Below are 22,388 nucleotides of genomic sequence, written 5' to 3'. Positions count from 1 at the left end.
CAGGCAGCGTAGCTGCTCCATCCAGCCGGACAGACAAGCACAAACAACGTACGTTGTCCGGATATTCCCGAATGTAATGCAGGTTGCCCTTAGTAGACCTGCGAAAAGAATTCCGTCACACTTGTGTTGTGAAAAGAAATGCGTCAGACCCACGAAGCAAGGAAGTTGCAGGTCAGCCCACTGTAGCGGCCTCGCCGAGTGCTGCCGCAAATCCGGTTACGGTGAGCGTCGAAGGTCAGACGCGGGCGGCAGTGGTCAAGCTGCTACTCGAAGAAGGCCCCATTACCGCCTCCGAAATCGGCACACGCCTCGGTTTGAGTGCCGCAGGTGTCCGACGTCACTTGGATGCGTTGATCGAGTCGGGCGAAGCCCGTACCGCTTCGGCGTCGTCGCTGCGTCAGCGCGGACGAGGTCGTCCCGCCAAGCAGTTCCAGATCACCGCGACCGGTCGCGGCCGCCTCGGCCACACCTACGACGATCTGGCGGGAGCCGCGATGCGGCAACTCCGTGAAATCGGCGGAGACGCGGCAATCGAGGAGTTCGCCAAGCGTCGGGTCCAGGCGATCGTCGGAGACGTCGAACCGGCTGATCCGACAGATGTCGACAACGTCGAGGCGACAGCGGACGCAATCGCCGAAGCCTTCAACTCGGTGGGGTTCGCAGCGTCGACCCGGCCGGTCGGCAACGGCGTGCAGATCTGCCAACACCATTGCCCGGTTTCCCATGTGGCAGAAGAGTTTCCGGAACTGTGCGAGGCAGAGCAGCAAGCATTCCGGCAATTGCTCGGGACTCATGTTCAGCGTCTGGCGACCATCGCCAACGGTGACTGCGCCTGCACGACGCACGTGCCCCTCGTGTCCACCGGGAGTAGATGACCGGACCACAGTGTTCTACAGAGCGTTGCCACCGTGCAGCGTTCGAATAGAGATTTTTCAGCTAGTTCTTCAAAGTCAGAACTGCTCGACCACAGCGACCAGCCCTCGCTGAACCCGAGCAGCCGTCAAGAAACAAGACTCCGGAAGGAGCTCGCATGACCGTCACATCAGACCAGGCGACTACCACTGCGGCAGCAGGCACCGAGCCGCTCACGCAGGAAGAGACCATCGCGTCCCTCGGTCATTACGGCTACGGCTGGTCCGATTCCGACGAAGCCGGAGCCAGCGCGCAGCGCGGGTTGTCCGAGGCTGTCGTGCGGGACATCTCCGCCAAGAAGAGCGAGCCCGAGTGGATGCTCGACATCCGCCTCAAGGCGCTGCGCACCTTCGACAAGAAGCCGATGCCGAACTGGGGCAGCGACCTCGAAGGTATTCACTTCGACAACATCAAGTACTTCGTCCGGTCCAGCGAGAAGCAGGCCGAGTCGTGGGAAGACCTGCCCGAGGACATCAAGAACACGTACGACAAGCTCGGCATCCCCGAGGCGGAGAAGCAGCGCCTCGTTGCCGGCGTCGCAGCTCAGTACGAGTCCGAGGTCGTCTACCACTCGATCCGTGAGGACCTCGAGGAGCAGGGCGTCATCTTCCTCGACACGGACACCGGTCTCAAGCAGCACCCGGAGCTGTTCAAGGAGTACTTCGGATCGGTCATCCCGGCCGGCGACAACAAGTTCTCCGCGCTGAACACCGCCGTGTGGTCCGGTGGCTCGTTCATCTACGTTCCGCCGGGAGTCCACGTGGACATCCCGTTGCAGGCGTACTTCCGCATCAACACCGAGAACATGGGTCAGTTCGAGCGCACCCTGATCATCGTCGACGAAGATGCCTCCGTGCACTACGTCGAGGGTTGCACCGCGCCGATCTACAAGTCCGATTCACTGCACTCGGCCGTCGTCGAGATCATCGTGAAGAAGGGCGGCCAGTGCCGCTACACGACCATCCAGAACTGGTCCAACAACGTCTACAACCTGGTGACCAAGCGCACCAAGGTCGAGGCAGGCGGATCCATGGAGTGGGTCGACGGCAACATCGGCTCCAAGGTCACCATGAAGTACCCGGCCGTGTGGCTGATGGGCGAGTACGCCCGCGGTGAGGTTCTCTCCGTTGCGTTCTCCGGCGAGGGCCAGCACCAGGACACCGGCGCCAAGATGCTCCACCTCGCGCCGCACACGTCCTCGACCATCATCAGCAAGTCTGTCGCCCGTGGTGGTGGACGTGCGTCGTACCGCGGTCTGGTGCAGGTCAACAAGGGTGCCCACGGCTCCAAGTCGACCGTCAAGTGTGACGCTCTGCTGGTCGACCAGATCAGCCGAAGCGACACCTACCCGTACGTCGACATCCGCGAGGACGACGTCACCATGGGTCACGAGGCCACCGTCTCCAAGGTCAGTGACGATCAGCTCTTCTACCTGATGAGCCGCGGACTGACCGAGGACGAGGCGATGGCCACCATCGTGCGTGGATTCGTCGAGCCCATCGCGAAGGAACTCCCGATGGAGTACGCGCTCGAGCTCAACCGCCTTATCGAACTTCAGATGGAAGGGGCTGTGGGTTAGTGACCACGCCAGAGACCGGAGTCATCGGAGCTGTTGCCGGGGAGAACCCGACCGCTCCTGTAAAGGGTGCAGCCACAGGCTCACCTATCACGAACAAGGGCGAGCAGTTCTCCTCGTTCGACGTCAATGCATTCGAGGTTCCCGGCGGACGTGACGAGATCTGGCGGTTCACCCCGCTGCGTCGTCTCCGGGGACTGCATGACGGCAGCGCCGTCGCCAACGGACAGGTCACCGTCGAGGTCGACGGGGGAAGTGACATCACCGTCGAGACCGTCGGCCGTGACGACGCGCGTCTGGGCAAAGCCGGCGTTCCCGCTGATCGCATTGCAGCGCAGGCGTATTCGAGCTTCGAGACTGCAACGGTCATCTCGGTGGGCGCCGAGGTCGAGGTCGAGAAGCCAGTCGTGGTCACCATGACCGGCCCCGGAGTCGACAACGTCGCCTACGGACACACCCAGATTCACCTGGCACAGTTCGCCAAGGCGACGTTCGTGATCGACCAGCGCGGCAGCGGAACCTTCGCGGAGAACATCGAATTCGTTCTCGGTGACAGTTCGCAGCTGACCGTGGTGGCCATCCAGGACTGGGCGGACGACGCAGTTCACGTGACGTCACACCACGCTCGCCTGAATCGCGACGCAGTGCTTCGATACACCTCGATCAGCCTGGGCGGCGACCTGGTTCGCCTGTCCGCCACCGTCAAGTACGACGGACCGGGCGGCGACGCCGAACTGCTCGGCCTGTACTTCGCCGACGCCGGCCAGCATCTGGAACAGCGTCTGCTGGTGGATCATTCGCAGCCCAACTGCAAGTCCAACGTGGTCTACAAGGGTGCGCTTCAGGGCGATCCCGGATCCGGCAAGCCCGACGCGCACACCGTGTGGATCGGCGACGTTCTCATCCGCGCCGCAGCGGAGGGCACCGACACGTTCGAGCTCAACCGCAACCTGGTGCTGACCGACGGCGCCCGCGCCGACTCGGTTCCGAACCTCGAAATCGAGACCGGTGAGATCGTCGGTGCCGGCCACGCAAGTGCAACGGGACGTTTCGACGACGAGCAGCTGTTCTACCTGCGTGCTCGTGGTATCCCGGAGGATCAGGCTCGTCGTCTGGTCGTACGTGGGTTCTTCCACGAAATCATCAACAAGATCGCTGTTCCCGAGGTGCGCGATCGCCTCGAAGCCGCAGTCGAAGCCGAACTCGCAGCCGTCGGCTCCTGACCGCCCCGCCTGCGACACCACCCCGTCGCTACGCTCGCCCGCCTCATCTTGAAGGAATTTCATGTCTACCAGTGACAACACCACCACCTCGGTCCTCGAGGTTCGTGACCTGCACGTCGAGGTCGCCAACTCCGATGCCAACGCCGAGCCCATCCAGATCCTCAAGGGCGTCGACCTGACGGTCCGCTCGGGGGAGACCCACGCGATCATGGGCCCCAACGGCTCCGGCAAGTCGACTCTGTCGTACGCCATCGCCGGTCACCCCAAGTACCAGGTCACGTCCGGCTCCATCACCCTCAACGGTGAAGACGTCCTCGCAATGAGCGTCGACGAGCGTGCACGTGCCGGGCTCTTCCTGGCGATGCAGTACCCCGTCGAGGTTCCCGGCGTTTCCATGTCCAACTTCCTGCGCACCGCCGCCACGGCCGTGCGAGGCGAGGCTCCCAAGCTGCGCCACTGGGTCAAGGAAGTCAAGGAAGCCCTCAGCGAGCTCGAGATCGATCCCTCGTTCATCGAGCGCTCGGTCAACGAAGGCTTCTCCGGTGGCGAGAAGAAGCGCCACGAGATCCTGCAGTTGGGCATGCTCAAGCCGAAGATCGCGATCCTCGACGAGACCGACTCCGGCCTCGACGTCGACGCTCTGCGCACCGTCTCCGAAGGCGTCAACCGCTACAAGGAGCGCGAGAACGGCGGCGTTCTGCTGATCACGCACTACACGCGCATTCTGCGCTACATCAACCCCGACTTCGTTCACGTGTTCGTCGGTGGCCGCATCGTCGAGTCGGGTGGACCGGAGCTGGCCGACGAGCTCGAGACCAACGGCTACGTTCGTTTCACCGCGGACACCGCAGCTACCCAGGGAGCGTAATCACGATGACCACCTCGGTGCGCGAGCTCGACGTCACAGCGGTTCGGGCCGACTTCCCGATCCTGGCGCGAACCGTGCGCGACGGAAAACCTTTGGTGTACTTGGATTCCGGCGCTACCTCGCAGCGTCCGGTCCAGGTTCTCGATGCCGAACGGGACTTCCTGACCACGTGTAACGCGGCAGTACACCGGGGTGCTCATCAGCTCGCAGAAGAGGCGACGGACGCGTACGAGAATGCTCGCGCCACCATCGCTTCTTTCGTGGGCGCGGATTCGGACGAGTTGGTGTTCACCAAGAACGCCACCGAGGCTCTCAATCTGGTGACCTACGTTCTCGGTGACGATCGCTTCGACCGCCATGTCGGTCCTGGCGACGAAATCGTCATCACCGAACTCGAACACCACGCCAACCTCGTTCCCTGGCAGGAACTTGCGCGCCGAACCGGTGCGACGCTCAAGTGGTACGGCGTCACCGACGACGGCCGGATCGATCTCGATTCGCTGGAGCTGACAGACGCGGTGAAGGTCGTTTCGTTCACCCACCAGTCCAACGTGACCGGCGCGATCGCGCCCGTCGAGGAATTGGTGCGACGAGCACGCGCCGTCGGTGCACTCGTCGTGCTCGACGCGTGCCAGTCGGTGCCTCACATGGCCGTCGACTTCCACGAACTGGGAGTGGACTACGCGGCGTTCTCGGGCCACAAGATGCTCGGCCCTTCGGGGGTCGGAGTTCTCTACGGCCGTCGTGAACTGCTGGCAGCGATGCCTCCGTTCATCACCGGCGGGTCGATGATCGAGACGGTCACCATGGAGGTCAGCACCTACGCGCCGCCGCCTCAGCGTTTCGAAGCCGGCGTCCCGATGACCTCACAGGTGGTCGGACTGGGCGCTGCCGTGGATTACCTGAACACCTTCGGGATGGACGCCGTCGCCGCGCACGAGCACGTGTTGGTGGAGGCTGCTCTCGAAAAGTTGTCGGCGATCGAAGGTCTGCGCATCATCGGACCGCAGACGTCCGAGAACCGCGGCGGAGCGATTTCCTTTGTCGTGGACGGTATTCACGCCCACGACCTCGGACAGATCCTCGATGACGAGGGTGTCGCGATCCGCGTCGGACACCATTGCGCGTGGCCGCTGCACCGTAAGTTCGGTGTCGCTGCGACGGCCCGTGCGTCGTTTGCGCTCTACAACACCACCGCGGAAATCGATGTTCTCGTTGCAGCGATCAAGCGTGCGCAGGAATTTTTCGGTGTCGCAGGGGAGTTGAACTGAATCATGCGCATGGAGCAGATGTATCAGGAAGTGATCCTCGATCACTACAAACATCCGCACGGCCGCGGACTCCGTGAGCCGTTCGGCGCCGAGGTGCACCACGTCAACCCGACGTGTGGCGACGAGGTGACGTTGCGCGTCCAGATCTCCGAGGACGGAACGGTCTCCGACGTCTCGTACGACGGTCAGGGTTGTTCGATCAGCCAGGCGTCGACGTCGGTGCTGAACGACCTCGTCATCGGGATGCAGGTCACCGACGCACTGAAGACGGTGACGGCGTTCAACGAGATGGTGAGCAGTCGGGGCACCGTCGAGGGGGACGAGGACGTTCTCGGCGACGGCATCGCGTTCGTCGGTGTCTCGAAGTACCCGGCACGCGTGAAGTGCGCCTTGCTCGGATGGATGGCATTCAAGGATGCTGTAGTCCAGATTGTCGACGGCAGTGCTGTGACGACGGCGGACAGCAGCAGTGAATTGGTCGACACGACTGAAGGACAGGGATCATGACCGAGACACAACCAGTGCAGGACGCCGAGGTCGGCGCTCCGGTGAATCCGAATCCCGATTCCACTGCGGAATTCGGTGGCGCACAGGGCAGTGGCACTGTCCCGTCGCCTGAGCGACTCGACGAACTCGAAGAAGCGATGCGCGACGTCGTCGACCCCGAACTGGGAATCAACGTCGTCGATCTCGGCTTGGTCTACGGACTCTTCGAAGACGACGGTGTCGTCACGATCGACATGACTTTGACGTCGGCGGCGTGCCCGTTGACCGACGTGATCGAGGACCAGGCGCGCGGCGCACTTGTGCGTAGCGATCTGTGTACCGATATGAAGATCAACTGGGTGTGGTTGCCGCCGTGGGGACCGGACAAGATCACCGAAGACGGACGCGAGCAACTGCGCGCACTCGGCTTCACGGTCTGACAAGCAACCTCGGCACGATCAACTGAATACATTTCACCGGAGCGTCGGTGCCCGTTCGTCGGGTACCGGCGCTTCGGTTTGTTATATAGGGCCGTTTTAGCCATGATATTCAGGACAATAGTCCCAAATGGTTGTTTGATGAATATTTGCTGGAAGCTGACTGATCGGTAACATCGCAGCTGATTGTCACGATGTGATCTCCGGCGGGCGATTTGCCAGTTTCCACCCGAGCTTTCCAATGTATTCGTCTCATTTCGAAGTGCCCCGATCAGTTCGAAGCGTCCAGCGGACGCATATACCTGTTTGCATCATGATCAAGTTGTAAGAGGGAGATTCGTGTGGATGGCAGTCCCGACCGAGGAATCGTTTCCGCAGCTCGTCCGGACGACGAACTCACCTTCCCTCTTTCTGCCGCGCAACTTTCCCTGCTTGTCGCACAACAGCTTCGACCCGAGATTCCCGTCAGCATCGCTCAGTACGTCGACGTGGACGGCCCGCTCGACATCGAGCTGCTGACCGCTGCCAGTAAACAGACCGGCCGTGAGATCGGCTCCGGATACCTGCGCCTGGTCGAGGTGGACGGGGTTGCGCGTCAGTGGCTCGATCTCGACATGGACGACTCCCTCGACGTGGTCGACCTGCGCGCCGAATCCGATCCGGAATCGGCGGCGCGAGAATGGATGCGCAAAGAGCACACTGCTGCCATCGATCCGTTCACCGATCGCCTGGTCAGGCTGGCAGTCCTGGTGCTTCGCGACGACCATTACTACTGGTACAGCCGTATTCATCATGTGGCGCTCGACGGTTTCGGCGCGATGTCGATGATGAACCGCACAGCCGAGATCTACACCGCCGCGGTGCGGGATCTGCCAGTTCCCCCAGCGGTAACTGCCCCCCTCCAATCGTTGGTGAAGGCAGAGGCCGACTATCTGGGCTCTTCCCGGTGGGAACGCGATCGCGACTACTGGAACACCAAGATGGCCGACAAGCCGGGCGGAACCTCGCTCGCGTCCTCGACTGCTCCGTCGCAGGCATGGTCACGCCTACGGTCGGCGACGGTACCTACGGAACTGCGAAGCTCCCTCGAAAGGCTTGCCGTCGCTCACCACGTGACTACGTCGTCAGTGGTGATCGGTGCACTGGCGGCTTACCTCGCCCGGGCCACCGGGACCCGCGACGTGGTCCTCAGCTTGCCGGTCTCGGGGCGGACGACAAAAGCTGCTCGCCGGTCCGGCGGAATGATGTCGAACGTCGTCCCGATACGTGCGAGTGTCGATCCGCACTTCGCGGTGGGAGACTTGCTGCACGAGGTGAAGATCGAACTCACCGGCGCACTGCGTCATCAGAAGTACCGCCACGAGGACCTGCGACGCGACCTCAACGCCGGTGATCACAGCATCGCCGACGGACGCGGCTTCCACGGGCCGTTGATCAACCTCATGCTGTTCCACTCGGGAATCACTCTCGGGGACGCGCACGGCGAACTGAACGTGATCTCGACCGGGCCGATCGAAGACCTCTCGGTCAACGTCTATCAGACTTCCGCAGCCGAAGAGATCCAGATCGACTTCGCCGCGAACCCAGACCTCTACACCAACGAGGACATCACGCGTCACCACCGACGTTTCCTCGAATTCCTCGAATTGTTCTGCGCTGCGGAATCGGGAACTCGATTGATGGACATCGACCCGGACGCCGCGGGGAAGTGGATCGCCGAAGTTCAACACGCCCGCAACGTCGAGTACTGGTCTTCGACATTGTCGAACCCCGCCGAGGATCTGGGTTTGCCGGTCGTCGCCGGATCCGGTCGGACGTCCACGCCCCTCGAGATCGAGGCCGACCTCTGCCGCCGCCTCGAGACGATGGCGACGACGATGAACACGAGTCTGTTCGTGCTGTTCCAGTCTGCGATGGCGGGACTGCTGCGCCGCGTCGGTTCGGCTGACGAGGTGTCGATCGGCGTCTCGGTCCGCGGGTACGGTGCCTCGAACCCGGACGATTTCGTCTCGATGTTCGCCAACCAGTTGGTGCTTCGCTCGACGGTGTCGAACACCATGACGCTCAACGACCTGGTCGGTGCGGTGGACACCGTCGCAATCGAAGCTTTCGAACACGCAGACATTCTTCTGTCTTCGGTGACCGCCGCACTCGGTGACGGCCGCTGGGTGGAGACGGGCCCGTTGTTCCGGGCGATGGTCTGCTTCGAGGAGCCGCTGGATGCTCACCCGAGATTTCCGGGGCTCATGGTCGGTGCGCCTATCGGATCGGATCTGGCCACCGTGCCCGAACTGTTTGTCTCCCTGGCGATTCCGACTGGTGAGCATGCCGAATTCGATCAGCCGATCTCCGGTGTTCTGGATTGGCTCGGCACGAAGGAGCAAGCCGAGGACCTCGCCGACCGTTATCTACGAATCTTGACCGCGATGGTCGGTGCTCCGCACTCGGCACTCGGCTCAGTGGATCTACTCCGCCCGGACGCGCGCCAGGCGCTGGTGCCGCCCGTTCTGCCGATTACCCCGGTCCGAACACTCTCCGACATCCTTTCCGACCGCATTCGGGCGACCCCGGAAGCGATCGCCGTTGTCGCAGGTAGCGAGCGCGTGTCGTACCGCGAACTCGATCGACGATCGAATCAGTTGGCGCGCAAGCTCGTCGAGCATGGCGTGCAATCCGAGTCGTTGGTCGGAATCATGCTGCCGAAATCGGTGGACATGATCGTTGCCGCTGTCGCGGTAGTGAAGGCCGGCGGCGGATACCTCCCACTCGATCGTGCGCACCCCGCCGAGCGTTTGGCATACGTGGTCGAGGATGCGCAACCGGTGTGCGTCATCTCCGATTCCACTTTCCCGAACTCCGCCTTCCCGAACTCTGACGTGGTGGTCGTCGGGGTCGACTCCGACGAGTACTCCGGTGAGGGTCTGGAAACCGATGAGTGCCCGCGCGGGCACGGAGCCGACAATCTGGCGTACGTGATCTACACCTCGGGGTCGACGGGCCGACCCAAGGGCGTCTCGGTTACCCACGCCACCGTGGTGCGATTGTTCGAGAACACGCAGGTCGAATTCGGATTCGACGGCAACGACGTGTGGACGATGTTCCACTCGTTCGCCTTCGACTTCTCGGTGTGGGAAATGTGGGGCGCGCTGCTCCACGGTGGAACGCTGGTTCTGGTCGATCACGAAGTCTCACGCGACCCCGATGCCTTCCGCGCGCTCGTCGCCGCAGAAGGCGTCACCGTGCTCAATCAGACGCCCTCGGCCTTCTACCAGTACATCGAAGCCGACCTTCGGGCCGATTCGGCGACCCGGCTCCGGTACGTGATCTTCGGTGGCGAAGCCTTGGATCTTCGTCGCCTCGGGCGCTGGTATGACAATCACGCGGGCTACGACGATCACACGGAATCCGGGCCCGCACTCGTCAACATGTACGGCATCACCGAGACGACGGTGCATGTCACCCATCTCGAAATCGACCGGGCGAGCGCGAGTGCGGTTACCGGCAGCCGGATCGGTGACGCGATCGACGGACTTCGTGTGTACCTGCTCGACGAGCATCTCTCCCCGGTCCCGGTGGGGATTGCGGGGGAGATCTATGTCGCCGGCGGTCAACTCGCCCGTGGCTATCTGGGCCGACCAGACCTCACCGCGGGCCGGTTCGTTGCCGATCCGTTCAATGCCGGCGGACGACGGTTGTACCGGTCCGGTGACCGCGCACGATGGATTGCGCCTGGACAACTCGAGTACCTCGGACGCGGCGACGCGCAGGTCAAGATCCGCGGATTCCGGATCGAACTCGGCGAAATCGACTCCGTCATCCTCGGCGCGCCGGGAATCGACGACGCCGTGACCGTCGTGGCTCCGACGCCGGCCGGCGGCGCTCTCGTGACCTATGTGACCGCTTCGGACGCCGTGGACGCCGAAGCCCTTCGCGCGCACGCCGCCGAAGCCCTCCCGACCTACATGGTTCCCGATGCCTTCATGGTCATCGATTCGATTCCGTTGACCACCAACGGAAAACTCGACCGGCGTGCGCTGCCGTCGCCGATCCTCGCCTCCACCAGGGTCTTCCGGCCCCCGACGACCCCGACCGAGGGCAAGGTAGCCGCGGTTCTGGCTGACATCCTGGGTAGCGGACCGCTCGGGCTCGACGATAATTTCTTTCATTTGGGCGGAAACTCGCTGGTAGCGACGACGGCTGTGGCGCGCTTGACCGAAGCCACCGGAGTTCGTATGCCACTGCGTGCGCTCTTCGACCATCCCACGGTGTCCGGGATCGCGGCGACGATCGAGCGTGCCGCCCAGACCCCGGACGCTGACGGTATCCAGGTCGTGGCCCGGCCGGCGGTACTACCTCTCGCTCCCGCGCAGCAGCGACTGTGGTTCCTGAACCGCGTCGCACCGGAATCAGGTGCATACAACATTCCGTTGGCGGTGTCGTTGCGCGGCGACGTCGATCCCGACGCACTGAGCGCCGCGATCGTGGACGTCGTGACACGTCACGAGTCACTACGCACCGTGTTTCCTCAAATCGGGGACAACGCAACGCAGAAGGTTCTGGGCCTGGGCGAGGGTATCGCGGGGCTCGAGTCGATCGAAGTGGAACGCGAGAATCTCGAAAGTGTGATCTTCGAATTCTCCTCGGCGGGTTTCGATCTGGTCCGCGAACGCCCGGTCCGCTACCTGCTGATCACTGTCGCCGACGATGAGGAAGGCGATGGCAAGGACGGCGATGACGGGCAAGCAGTCCTCGTCGTAGTTCTGCACCACATGGTGGCCGACGGCTGGTCGCTCGCGCCGTTGGCTGCTGATCTCACCGGCGCTTACGCCGCCCGCGTCGGCGGCAACAGCCCGCAGTGGGCGCCCCTTCCGGTGCAGTACGCCGACTACACGCTCTGGCACCGAGAACACCTCGGCGACGCGGCATCCACCGATTCGCTTGCCCACTCACAGATCGCGTTCTGGAAGCAGCAGCTGGCGGGAGCGCCCGAGCAACTCCACCTGCCGACGGACCGTCCGCGCCCACTCGACCCGACCATGCGCGGGGCCGGAGTCGACATCAGAATTGGCGCTTCCACTCATCAGAAGCTCGTTGTACTTGCCGGCGATCACGACGCCACGCCGTTCATCGCCCTGCATGCGTGCTTCGCCCTGCTTTTGGCCAGGTACAGCGGCACGGACGACATCGTCATCGGAACACCGGTGGCAGGACGAGGGGACAGATCTCTCGATCTGCTCGTCGGCATGTTCGTCAACACTCTGGCCTTGCGGACCGTCGTCGATCGGGACGCGACGTTCGCCGCGCACCTGTCGCAAGTCAGGGCCGTCGACGTGGATGCCTTCGACAATGCGGACGTGCCTTTCGACGTCGTCGTGGACGCGCTCGAACTGGACCGCTCGCCTGCGCACCATCCGGTCTTTCAAGCTGCCATCACCTCTCGGATAACCACCGCTCACACAGCCGAACTGGCCGGGGTGTCGATGACGGCGCGGGCAGTCGAGACGGGGCTGACCAAGTTCGACCTCGAGCTCACCGTCACCGAACGTCACGAGTCCGGGACCGCAGCTGGAATCGATGCCACGTTCACCTATTCCACCGACCTGTTCGACAACGCGACCGTCGAAGCCTTGGCGCGAAACTTCGTGACCCTCGTGGAATCGGCAGTGTCGGAACCGACTGCACCGATTGGTGACCTTCGTGTACTCGGATCCCGGGAGAGTGCCGCGATATTGCCGCGGCGCGGCGTGGCTTCGGTGGGCGAATCGACGCTGGCGCAGATCCTCGGGGATACCGCGAGGACGTATCCCGACGCGATCGCCCTCGAAGACTCCGAGCGCTCACTCTCGTACGGGGAGCTGGAGCGTCGATCGAATCGGATCGCTCGATACCTCATGGACCTGGGCGTCGGCCCCGAGACACCGGTCGCATTGGCCGTCGCCCGATCGGTCGACTCCGTGCTCGCAGTCTGGTCGGTCACCAAAGCCGGTGGCGTTTTCGTCCCGGTCGATCCCCGTTATCCCGCAGATCGAGTTGCGCACATGCTCGAGGATTCGGGTGTGCGGATCGGAATTCGGTCCGCCGAGGTTGCGGCCGGTCCGGCAACCGGCGGGAACGTCGCAGCCTGGATCGACCTCGGCGACGCGGACACGGTTGCAGAATGTGCCGCCTACTCCGACGCTGCCATCGACGACGCTGCCATCGACGACGCTGCCATCGACGACGCTGCCATCGACGACGCGGACAGAACAGCGTCGATCACTGCGGCGTCGGCTGCGTACGTCATCTACACCTCCGGCTCGACCGGAGTGCCGAAGGGCACCGTCGTCACTCACGCAGGTTTGGCCAATCTCGCTCGCGAACAACAGGATCGGTACCGGATCACCGCCGGGTCGCGGACTCTGCATTTTGCGTCACCGAGCTTCGACGGCGCCGTACTCGAGCTACTGCTCGCCGGTTCGACCGGCGCGACGATGGTGATCGCCCCTCCCGACATCTACGGAGGGGAGGCGTTGAGCGAGTTCCTCCGAAGCCGCGAGGTCACTCATGCCTTCATCACTCCGGCTGCTCTGGCGACCGTCGATCCGGCGGGCGTGACGGCACTGGAATGCGTAGTCGTCGGCGGCGACGTGTGCACCCCGGAATTGGTCTCGAGCTGGGGCAACGGGCGCAGACTGCACAACGGATACGGTCCGACCGAAACCACTGTCATGGTTGCCATCAGTGACCCACTCTCACCGGGCGAGCCGATCACCATCGGCGGTCCCATCCGCGGAATCGACGCCGTGGTGCTCGACGCTCGGCTGCAACCGGTCCCGATCGGCGGCGTCGGCGAGCTGTACATCGGTGGGCCGGGGCTTGCACGTGGTTACCACCTTCGTCCCGCGCTGACGTCGGATCGTTTTGTCGCGCATCCGTACTCGACGCCCGGTGCCCGGATGTACCGAACCGGTGACCTGGTCCGCTGGACCAAGGACCTGACCCTCCGCTACGTGGGCCGCAGCGATCATCAGCTCAAGATCCGCGGGTTCCGCATCGAACTCGGCGAGATCGACGCTGCTCTGATGGATTCCCCTCTCGTTCACTTCGCCACGACGATTCCCGTCGAATCCGCCGCAGGCACCACTCTGGCGTCGTACGTGTTGCTCAGCGGCGACGCTGATATCGAGTCGCTCTTTGCGGCACTCGCCGACACGCTGCCGCGGTACATGATTCCGTCGTCGATCACCCCGATCGACGCGATTCCGTTGACTCCGGTCGGCAAACTCGATCGGAGAGCATTGCCGACGCCGATACCGCGCGAAGTCCTCGGTACGGGTCGTGAACCCGAGACCGGGCTCGAACGCACCGTCGCCGACGTGTTCGCTTCACTGCTCGACGTACCCGAGGTCCGGGCCGGAGACAGTTTCTTCGATCTCGGGGGCAACTCCCTCGTCGCGACGCAGGTGTCCGCGCGGTTGAGCGCAGCGACGGGACTCGCTGTGGACGTGCGCTCGATCTTCGAAGCGCCGACCGTCGAAGCGCTCGCTGCACGTCTGGCGGCGAGCGCCGAAGAATCAGACGATCGACCTGCCCTGAGCGCCGGTGCTCGCCCGGACCGACTACCGCTCTCCGCTGCGCAACAGCGGCTGTGGTTCGTCAATCGCTTCGACCCGCAGTCCGCGGTCTACAACATTCCGTTCGCGATCCGGATCACCGGAGACATCCACGGCGATGCACTCGAGGAGGCGCTTGCGGACGTCATTGCACGCCATGAGGTGCTTCGAACGATCTACATCGACAGCGCCGACGGCCCGAGCCAGGTCATCCGAGCAATTTCCGACGTGCAGTTCTCCGTCGAGCGCTACCGCGGATCCGAAGGTATCGAATCCGCGACGACGGAGTTCGCGGCGCGTGGGTTCGATCTCGGTTCGGATCTGCCGATTCGGGCCATGCTGGTGCGCGAGGACACTTTCGCTCACGTACTGGTCGTCGTCATCCATCACATCGCCTTCGACGGTTGGTCCCTGACTCCCTTCGCGACAGATTTCGTCGCGGCGTACTCCGCACGCGTCGTCGGAGACGCCCCGGTTTTCACACCGCTCGACGTGCAGTACGCCGACTACGCGGTGTGGCAGCAAGATTCGCTCGGGCAGATCGACGACCAGGAGTCTCTGGTTGCCCGCGAGCTGACCTTCTGGACCGCTGCCATGGCTGGTGCCCCGGACGAGGTACTGCTACCGGTGGATCGCCCACGCGGATCTGTCACCACGACCGCCGTCGGATCGGTGCCGATCGTCATCGACGCGGCGACCGGGGAGCGGCTCGCCGCCTTGGCAAGGCGCAGTGGCACGACGCAATTCATGGTCGTACACGCGATCTTGACGGTTGTTCTGGCGCGTCTCGGTGCTACCGACGACGTGGTGGTCGGCACTCCGGTGGCTGGCCGCGGCCGACCCGAACTGGATTCCCTGATCGGGATGTTCGTCAATTCGGTACCGCTTCGCACACCGGTCGATCACCGAGCGTCGTTCACCTCCCTGCTCGAGGTCGTCCGTGAACGCGACCTTGCCGCCCTCGCGCACCCCGAGTTGCCATTCGAGGTGCTGGTCGACGCCCTCGATCTCGACCGGTCAACTACGCGACACCCGCTGTTTCAGGTCATGCTGTCGTACCACCAGAATGTGGTCTCGCCGCAGGTAACCGTCCACGACGCGCATCTCGAGGCGCAAGCGCTCGAACCGTCCGTCGCGAAGTTCGACCTCGAGTTCACACTGCTGGCAGGCGATTCCGAGAACGCGGAGATCACCGGGTCGCTCAGGTTTGCCGAGGCGCTCTTCGACATTTCCACTGCGGAAACGATCGCCGCACGTGTGCAGTCGGTGGCCCGCGCCGTCGCCGCAGACCCGGACACCGCAATCGACGACATGGAATTCCTCAGCACCCTCGAGCGTGCGTCGCTGATGCCGGTACGCGGTCCGGCGTGGACCAGTTCGCGCACCTTGGCCGAAATATTGACGCGGACCGCCACCCGTTCAGGCGATTCGGTGGCCCTTCGATCTGGTGACACCACCGTGCTCTACCGAGATCTCTTCGCCCGTGCATCGGCGCTTGCCCGCCGTTTGACCACAGAAGGTATCGGCGCCGAAGACATTGTGGCGATAGCGATTCCGCGTTCGATCGACTCGATCGTCGCGTTGTGGGGCGTTTCCTTGACCGGCGCCGCGTTCGTTCCGGTCGATCCGCGATACCCAGCCGATCGCATTCTGCACATGCTCACCGACTCCGGAGCCACTCGCGGAGTGACAACGGAAGCGGTGATCGAATCACTGCCCCGTCCGGTTCCGTGGATGACGATGGACGACATCCACGGCGACGGTGTCTGGCAGCCGGTTCCTGCCGCGCCGATCCGAATCGACAACCTCGCCTACATCATCTACACCTCCGGATCGACGGGAAAGCCCAAGGGTGTCAGCGTCACTCACCGTGGCCTGAGCGCATTGGCCGCCGAGCAGACGGCGCGCTACGGCATCTCGGCGCAGTCGAGGACGCTGCACTTCTCCTCACCGAGCTTCGACGCATCCATCCTCGAACTGCTGCTCGCCGTGGGTGAGGGCGCGACGATGGTGATCGCATCTCCCGATGTGTACGGCGGCGAGGACCTCGCAAAACTGATCACCGATCAGCAGGTGAGCCACGCGTTCATCACGCCGGCAGCGCTGGCCTCGGTCGATCCCACCGGGCTGGACGTCTTGCAGTCGATCGTTGTCGGCGGCGAGGCCTGTTCACCCGAACTGGTCCGCAAGTGGGCACCGGGTCGCCGGTTGTTCAACGGTTACGGGCCGACGGAAACCACGGTCATGGTGTGCATCAGCGATGCCCTGACGGTGGGGGAGACCGTGACCATCGGCGGACCCGTCCGCGGCGTGTCCGCGGTAATTCTCGACGGCTCGGCTCAGCCGGTACCCGTCGGGGTCACCGGTGAGCTCTACATCGCCGGCCTCGGACTTGCCCGCGGCTACCTCGACCAACCCGCGTTGACGGCGACGCGATTCGTGGCAGCGCCGTTCGGCCCGGCCGGCGCCCGAATGTACCGGACCGGTGACCTGGTTCGGTGGACGCCGCTCGAGACGATCGAATACGTCGGACGCTCTGATCATCAGGTGAAAGTGCGCGGATTCCGCATCGAACTGGGCGAGATCGACTCCGTGCTCAGCGCTTACCCCGGCGTCGAGTTCGCGGTCACCGTGGGCATCGACGCAGCTTCCGGTGAGACGATGTTGGCGTCGTACGTCGTGCTCGGCGCCGATGCGGTCGAGATGGACGAACTGCTGAACCATGCGCGCCGCTCACTGCCCGGCTTCATGGTGCCGTCGGCGATCACCCCGATCGAGCACGTTCCGCTGACCCCCGTCGGGAAACTCGACCGAGCGGCGCTGCCGGCGCCGACACTGCGTTCGTCCGAGCGGAGTGTCGAGCCGCTGACCACCGCGACCGAACTCCAGGTTGCCGGCGTCGTGGCGGAACTGCTGGGTATCGAACAGATCAGTGCGTCGGACAGTTTCTTCGAACTCGGCGGCAACTCACTGCTCGCCACCAGACTGGCCCAGCGACTCGGCGAATCGTTGGGCAGGCAGGTACCTGTCCGAATGCTGTTCGAGCACCCCGAAATTCGGGAACTTGCCACCGTGCTCGACACATCCGCCGGGGCGAAGGCGCTACCACCGATCACCGCCGTCGACCGCCCCGAGCAAGTTCCGCTGTCCTACGCGCAGGCCCGCATCTGGTTCCTCAACCAGATGGATCCTGGCTCACCCGCGTACAACGTCCCTGCGGCGATCTCCCTCGACGGTGCACTCGACGTCCCAGCCCTCGAAGCTGCGGTCCTCGACGTGATCGAAAGGCACGAAATTCTGCGCACGGTGTTCCCCGACTCCGACACCGGCCCACACCAGGTGATCCAGGATGCATTCACCTCGCTGGAGTACGCAAATGCGGACACCCGTGAACCGGCAGAGCTCGCCAGAGAATTCGCGTCGCGCGGATTCGACATCACGACCCAATCTCCCGTTCGCGCGCTCCTGCTCGAGTCGACGCCGCAGCACCACACACTTGTCATCGTGATCCACCACATCGCGGCGGACGGATGGTCGATCGCGCCGTTGATGAAGGACGTGCTCACCGCCTACGTCGCGAGAAGTTCGGGACGCGCTCCCGAGTTCACCCCGCTTGAGGTGCACTTCGCGGACTTCGCCATCTGGCAGCGGGAAGCGCTGGGCTCTGTGAACGAATCCGAGAGCGTGCTCGGGGCACAGGCGTCGTACTGGCGGGAGACGTTGCGGGGAGCACCTGAGCTGATCGACCTTCCGAGCGATCGAGCGCGCCCGCTCACCCAGTCGTTGAGCGGCGGCCACACCGCGGTCTCGCTTCCGGCGCACACCCGGATCGCGGTCGAGGCGGTCGCCGGCTCGAATGCGGCGACGCCGTTCATGGTGTTGCACGCTGCCTATGCCGTGCTGCTGTCCAGGCTGAGTCGAAGCACGGACATCGTGATCGGATCTCCGGTCGCCGGGCGAGGACACCGAGTTCTCGACGACCTCGTGGGAATGTTCGTGGGCACGGTCGGACTGCGCACGACGGTCGATCCCGGGTCGACGTTCGTCGACGTTCTGCGTACTGTCCGCTCCGTCGATCTCGACGCCTTCGCCCACGCGGACATTCCGTTCGAGCAGGTCGTGGACGTTGTGGCGCCGACCCGGACCACCGACCGTCATCCGGTGTTCCAGACGATGATCTCGTTCCACGGCGCCCACCCGACGACGTGGGACCTGCCTGGACTTGCCGTTCGTGCCCACGAGATCACACCGGACATCGCCAAGTACGACCTGCAGTTCACCGTTGTCGAACAGACCGCGGAGGAAGGCGGCGGATACGAGGCCTCCCTCACATACGCGAAGGACCTCTTCGACACCGATACGGCGGAGTCGTTTGCGGTGATGCTGGAAACGATCATCGAGACACTGACTGCCCAGCCCTCCGCCGTCGTCGGTGACGTGGATCTTGCGGGACGTGGCCTGCGTGCGTTGCCCGGACGTCCGGCCGGCGATGCTTTGACCTTGCCGGAGTTGCTGCTTCGCGGCGCGGCCGATCCGCATGCTCCGGCAATCGTCGACGTCGCGGCTTCCGCCACGCTCACGTACGGCGAACTCGACCGACGCTCCGACGCAATGGCGTTTGCGTTGATCGCTCGCGGGATTGCGCCGGAAATGATTGTGGCACTCGCGCTTCCGAGGTCGGCCGACTATGTGATCGCGCTCTGGGCCGTAGCGAAAGCCGGCGGAGTGTTTCTTCCCGTGGACCCGGCGTACCCCGCCGAGCGGATCGAGCACATGCTCACCGACAGTGGGGCGGTACTCGGTATCACCAGGGGCGAGTATGTGGCCGGCCTTCCGGCCGCCACGTCGTGGATCGAGCTCGACGCGGTCGAATTCACCACCGAAATCGAGGCAGTCCATTCCGAGACACTGCCGGACGCGCCACTCGAGTTCGACAACCCGGCCTACCTGATCTACACCTCGGGCTCGACCGGAAAACCCAAGGGCGTATTGGTCACTCACGCGGGATTGGCCGCGTTTGCCGACGAACAGCGGGAACGTTTCGGCGTCACCGCGCACTCTCGCGCTCTGAGCTTCGCCTCGACGAGCTTCGACGCGTCAGTCCTCGAGCTCCTTCTGGCATTCGGCGCCGGCGCAACGATGGTGATTGCGCCTCCGACGGTTCTCGGCGGTGTCGAATTGCACGAACTGCTCGACGAGCAGATGATCACCCATGCATTCGTGACTCCGGCCGCCCTGGCGACTGTCGATCCCGCCGGTCTCGACCATCTCGAGGCCGTCGTTGTCGGTGGCGACGCCTGCACCGCCGACCTCGTATCTCGGTGGGCGCCGAGGCGCCGAATGTTCAACGCGTACGGCCCGACCGAGGCCACCGTCGCAGTCACCATCAGCGATTCACTCGTCGCGGGGGAGTCTGTGACGATCGGCGGTCCGATCCGCGGTGTGGATGCGAAGGTTCTCGATTCCCGACTGCACTCGGTCCCCGGACAGGTCGTCGGTGAGCTCTACGTCAGCGGCGACGGTCTCGCCCGCGGGTACCTCCGCAACCCCGCGCTCACGGCAGCGCGGTTCGTCGCCGACCCGCACGGACCCGAAGGCTCTCGGATGTACCGCACCGGAGATCTTGTGCGTGAAGATCGCGCACGGTCGCTTGTCTATCTCGGACGCGCGGACCACCAGGTCAAGGTCCGAGGGTTCCGGATCGAACTCGGTGAAATCGACGCGGTGCTGGCGTCGGAGGCGTCCGTGCATTCGGCTGTGAGCGTGGTCGTCGGCGACGGCGTCGACGCTCGGATCGTCGCGTACGTCGTCCCGGCACACGGGGACGTCGACGTCACCGCACTACGACGCCACGCAGGCACATCCCTGCCTGCGCACATGATCCCGTCCGCTTTTGTCACGATCGGTGCAGTCCCGACCACACCGGCGGGCAAGCTGGATCGCGCAGCTCTGCCTGCGCCCCTCTGGGAGTCGCCGAGTGGACGCAGTCCGGAAGGCAGCGACGAGATTGCGATCTGCGCTGCTTTCGCGGAGGTCCTCGATCTCGCCGACGCAGACACGTACGCCGATTCGAGCTTCTTCGAACTCGGCGGAAACTCGCTCATGGCAACGCGTTTGGTCGCTGCCATCAAGGAACGCACCAGTATGGCCGTCCCCGTCGCGTGGATATTCTCCGACCCGACACCGGAGGCATTGGCGCGCAGACTCTTCGAACTCGAGGCAACAGTTATGACAAGTGACGCGGATACCTCCGCACTTGCGGTAGTCCTGCCACTACGCCCGGAAGGCCGCGCCGAGCCACTGTTCTGCATCCATCCGGCCATCGGTTTGGCCTGGTGCTACGGGGCACTCGATCGGTACGTCGATTCCAGCCGGCCGCTCTACGGCCTGCAGTCGCCGATTCTGACGGACCCCGAATTCCGGGCGGAGCTGATCGAGGACTTCGCGGCGCGGTACGTCGAGGAAATTCGCGGAGTTCAGCCGCACGGTCCGTATCACCTGCTGGGGTGGTCGATCGGGGGATTGATCGCTCACGCGGCGGCGGTGCAGTTGCAAGCAGCGGGTGAGAGCGTCGCCGACCTGATTCTGCTCGACAGCTTCGTTCTCGAAGACCCGACGATGGCGGGCGCGCAGCCTTCTCTCGCCGAACTGATCGGCGGGTTGGGGATCTCGGTCCCGGACGCCGACGAGCGTGATCTGACACCGGAGGACGCCGAAGCGCTCTTGCATGAGGCCATCGGCGATCACCCTTTGGTCTCGAGCGATCGGATCGAGCGACTGTTCGAGGAATACTCCGCAGGCGCGGAGCTTGCCCACCGGTACCGCCCGGGCAAGTTCGTGGGCGATCTGCTGTTCTTCTCGGCACAGACCGACACCTTTGACCCGCTGCGAACGGCGTCGGCGTGGCGACCGTTCGTGTCCGGGGTGATCATCGACCGTCCGGTGCCCACGTCACACGCCGAAATGTTCACCGAGGCAGGTCTGGAGGCGATCGGGCCCGTGATCAACCTGGCGGTCGGAACCGGTCGTCACGCGGCCCCGGACGTCGACGCTGAGTTGGACGCTCTGATCGAGATCCAAGACGTGCGCGGCTGACTCAGGCTCGTTTCTTCCTCGGCGTCGTCGACTTCGACGAGCCGGCCTTGGAGGCGTTCGACTTCGCTTCGTCCACACTGCGCTGCAGTGCGGCAACGAGGTCGACCACCTCTGCATCGGTGCCCTCTTGGTCGACCTCGGCGGCGGGGATGACCTTCTTGCCGCCGTTCTCGATCATCTCGTCGAGCAACTGCCGCAGTTGGAGCTGGTAGTCGTCGGTGAACTCGGTCGGATCGAAATCGCCCGCCATGCTCTCGACGAGCGTCTGCGCCATCTTCAGTTCCTTGGCCTTCGGCTTCTCCACGTCGTCGAGTGAAGGGAACTCTGCTGCGCGAACTTCGTCGGGCCACAGCAACGTCTGGATCACGAGGACGCCGTCGCGAGCGCGCATCGCGGCCAGGCGCGTCTTCTGTCGCAGAGTGAAATGCACCAGTGCCGTTCGATCACTCTCGGTGAGCACAGTCGAAAGCAGGACGTACGCCTTCGGCGACGCCGAATCCGGTTCGAGGAAGTAACTCTTCTCGAACAAGATCGGATCGATCTGATCGTTCGGCACGAATTCCAGCACCGGAATCTCGTGCTTCTCCGCGGCCGGGAGTTTGTTGAAGTCCTCGTCGCTCAAGATGACGCGCGATCCGTCTTCCGAGTCGTACGCCTTGTCGATGTCCGCGAACTGAACCGTGTTTCCGCACTCGGAACACACACGGTTGTACTTGATGCGGCCACCGTCTTTTGCATGGACCTGGTGAAATCGGATGTCGTGGTCCTCGGTCGCCGAGTACACCTTGACCGGAACGTTGACCAGGCCGAAGGCTATCGAGCCTTTCCAAATCGAGCGCATGCCTCCCATGATGGTCGCCCCCAGCCGATTGCGCGAGGCAAACGCTCACGGTTGATCCCGAACCGTTGCGTCCGGGTGGGCCGGTTC

The 22,388-nt window shown here is 63.8% G+C and carries 9 protein-coding genes; 8 read left to right on the top strand and 1 reads right to left on the bottom strand.

Annotation, left to right across the window (positions count from 1 at the left end; translation table 11 throughout):
• The first annotated feature begins 128 nt into the window (after positions 1-128).
• The 8 genes from CPI83_RS14795 to CPI83_RS14760 all read left to right on the top strand — a co-directional run bounded on the left by CPI83_RS14795 (position 129) and on the right by CPI83_RS14760 (position 21,460).
• Positions 129-875, top strand: coding sequence for a metalloregulator ArsR/SmtB family transcription factor (locus tag CPI83_RS14795; protein WP_269801274.1), 747 nt, complete (start codon positions 129-131; stop codon positions 873-875).
• A gap of 155 nt (positions 876-1,030) precedes the next feature.
• A complete protein-coding gene (sufB, locus tag CPI83_RS14790) occupies positions 1,031-2,491 on the top strand; it encodes a Fe-S cluster assembly protein SufB (protein ID WP_097387373.1) in 1,461 nt (486 codons plus the stop codon).
• On the top strand, positions 2,491-3,711 hold the full coding sequence (gene sufD / locus CPI83_RS14785) for a Fe-S cluster assembly protein SufD (protein WP_020907733.1): 1,221 nt from the start codon (positions 2,491-2,493) through the stop codon (positions 3,709-3,711). Before sufB ends, sufD begins: the two co-directional genes overlap by 1 nt.
• Positions 3,712-3,772: 61 nt before the next feature.
• Complete coding sequence (gene sufC / locus CPI83_RS14780) at positions 3,773-4,579, top strand: Fe-S cluster assembly ATPase SufC (protein WP_003944795.1); 807 nt, start codon at positions 3,773-3,775, stop codon at positions 4,577-4,579.
• A gap of 5 nt (positions 4,580-4,584) precedes the next feature.
• Complete coding sequence (locus CPI83_RS14775; protein WP_003944865.1) at positions 4,585-5,850, top strand: cysteine desulfurase; 1,266 nt, start codon at positions 4,585-4,587, stop codon at positions 5,848-5,850.
• A gap of 3 nt (positions 5,851-5,853) precedes the next feature.
• The gene (gene sufU, locus CPI83_RS14770) at positions 5,854-6,357 is read left to right on the top strand and encodes a Fe-S cluster assembly sulfur transfer protein SufU (protein ID WP_003944894.1); all 504 of its coding nucleotides are present in this window, start codon (positions 5,854-5,856) and stop codon (positions 6,355-6,357) included.
• The gene (locus tag CPI83_RS14765; protein WP_003944963.1) at positions 6,354-6,776 is read left to right on the top strand and encodes a metal-sulfur cluster assembly factor; all 423 of its coding nucleotides are present in this window, start codon (positions 6,354-6,356) and stop codon (positions 6,774-6,776) included. Before sufU ends, CPI83_RS14765 begins: the two co-directional genes overlap by 4 nt.
• A 338-nt stretch (positions 6,777-7,114) precedes the next feature.
• Entirely contained in the window at positions 7,115-21,460 is a 14,346-nt protein-coding gene (locus CPI83_RS14760; RefSeq protein WP_097387372.1) for a non-ribosomal peptide synthetase, read from the top strand.
• Position 21,461: 1 nt separating this feature from the next.
• Here the strand turns inward: CPI83_RS14760 and CPI83_RS14755 are convergent, their stop codons facing one another.
• Positions 21,462-22,310 (bottom strand): Ku protein, encoded by an 849-nt coding sequence (locus tag CPI83_RS14755; RefSeq protein WP_020907736.1) that lies wholly within the window; start codon positions 22,308-22,310, stop codon positions 21,462-21,464.
• Positions 22,311-22,388: the final 78 nt, after the last annotated feature.

The sequence above is a fragment of the Rhodococcus sp. H-CA8f genome, assembly GCF_002501585.1.
Classification (GTDB): domain Bacteria; phylum Actinomycetota; class Actinomycetes; order Mycobacteriales; family Mycobacteriaceae; genus Rhodococcus_F; species Rhodococcus_F erythropolis.
This window is presented reverse-complemented; position numbering and strand designations above follow the sequence as displayed.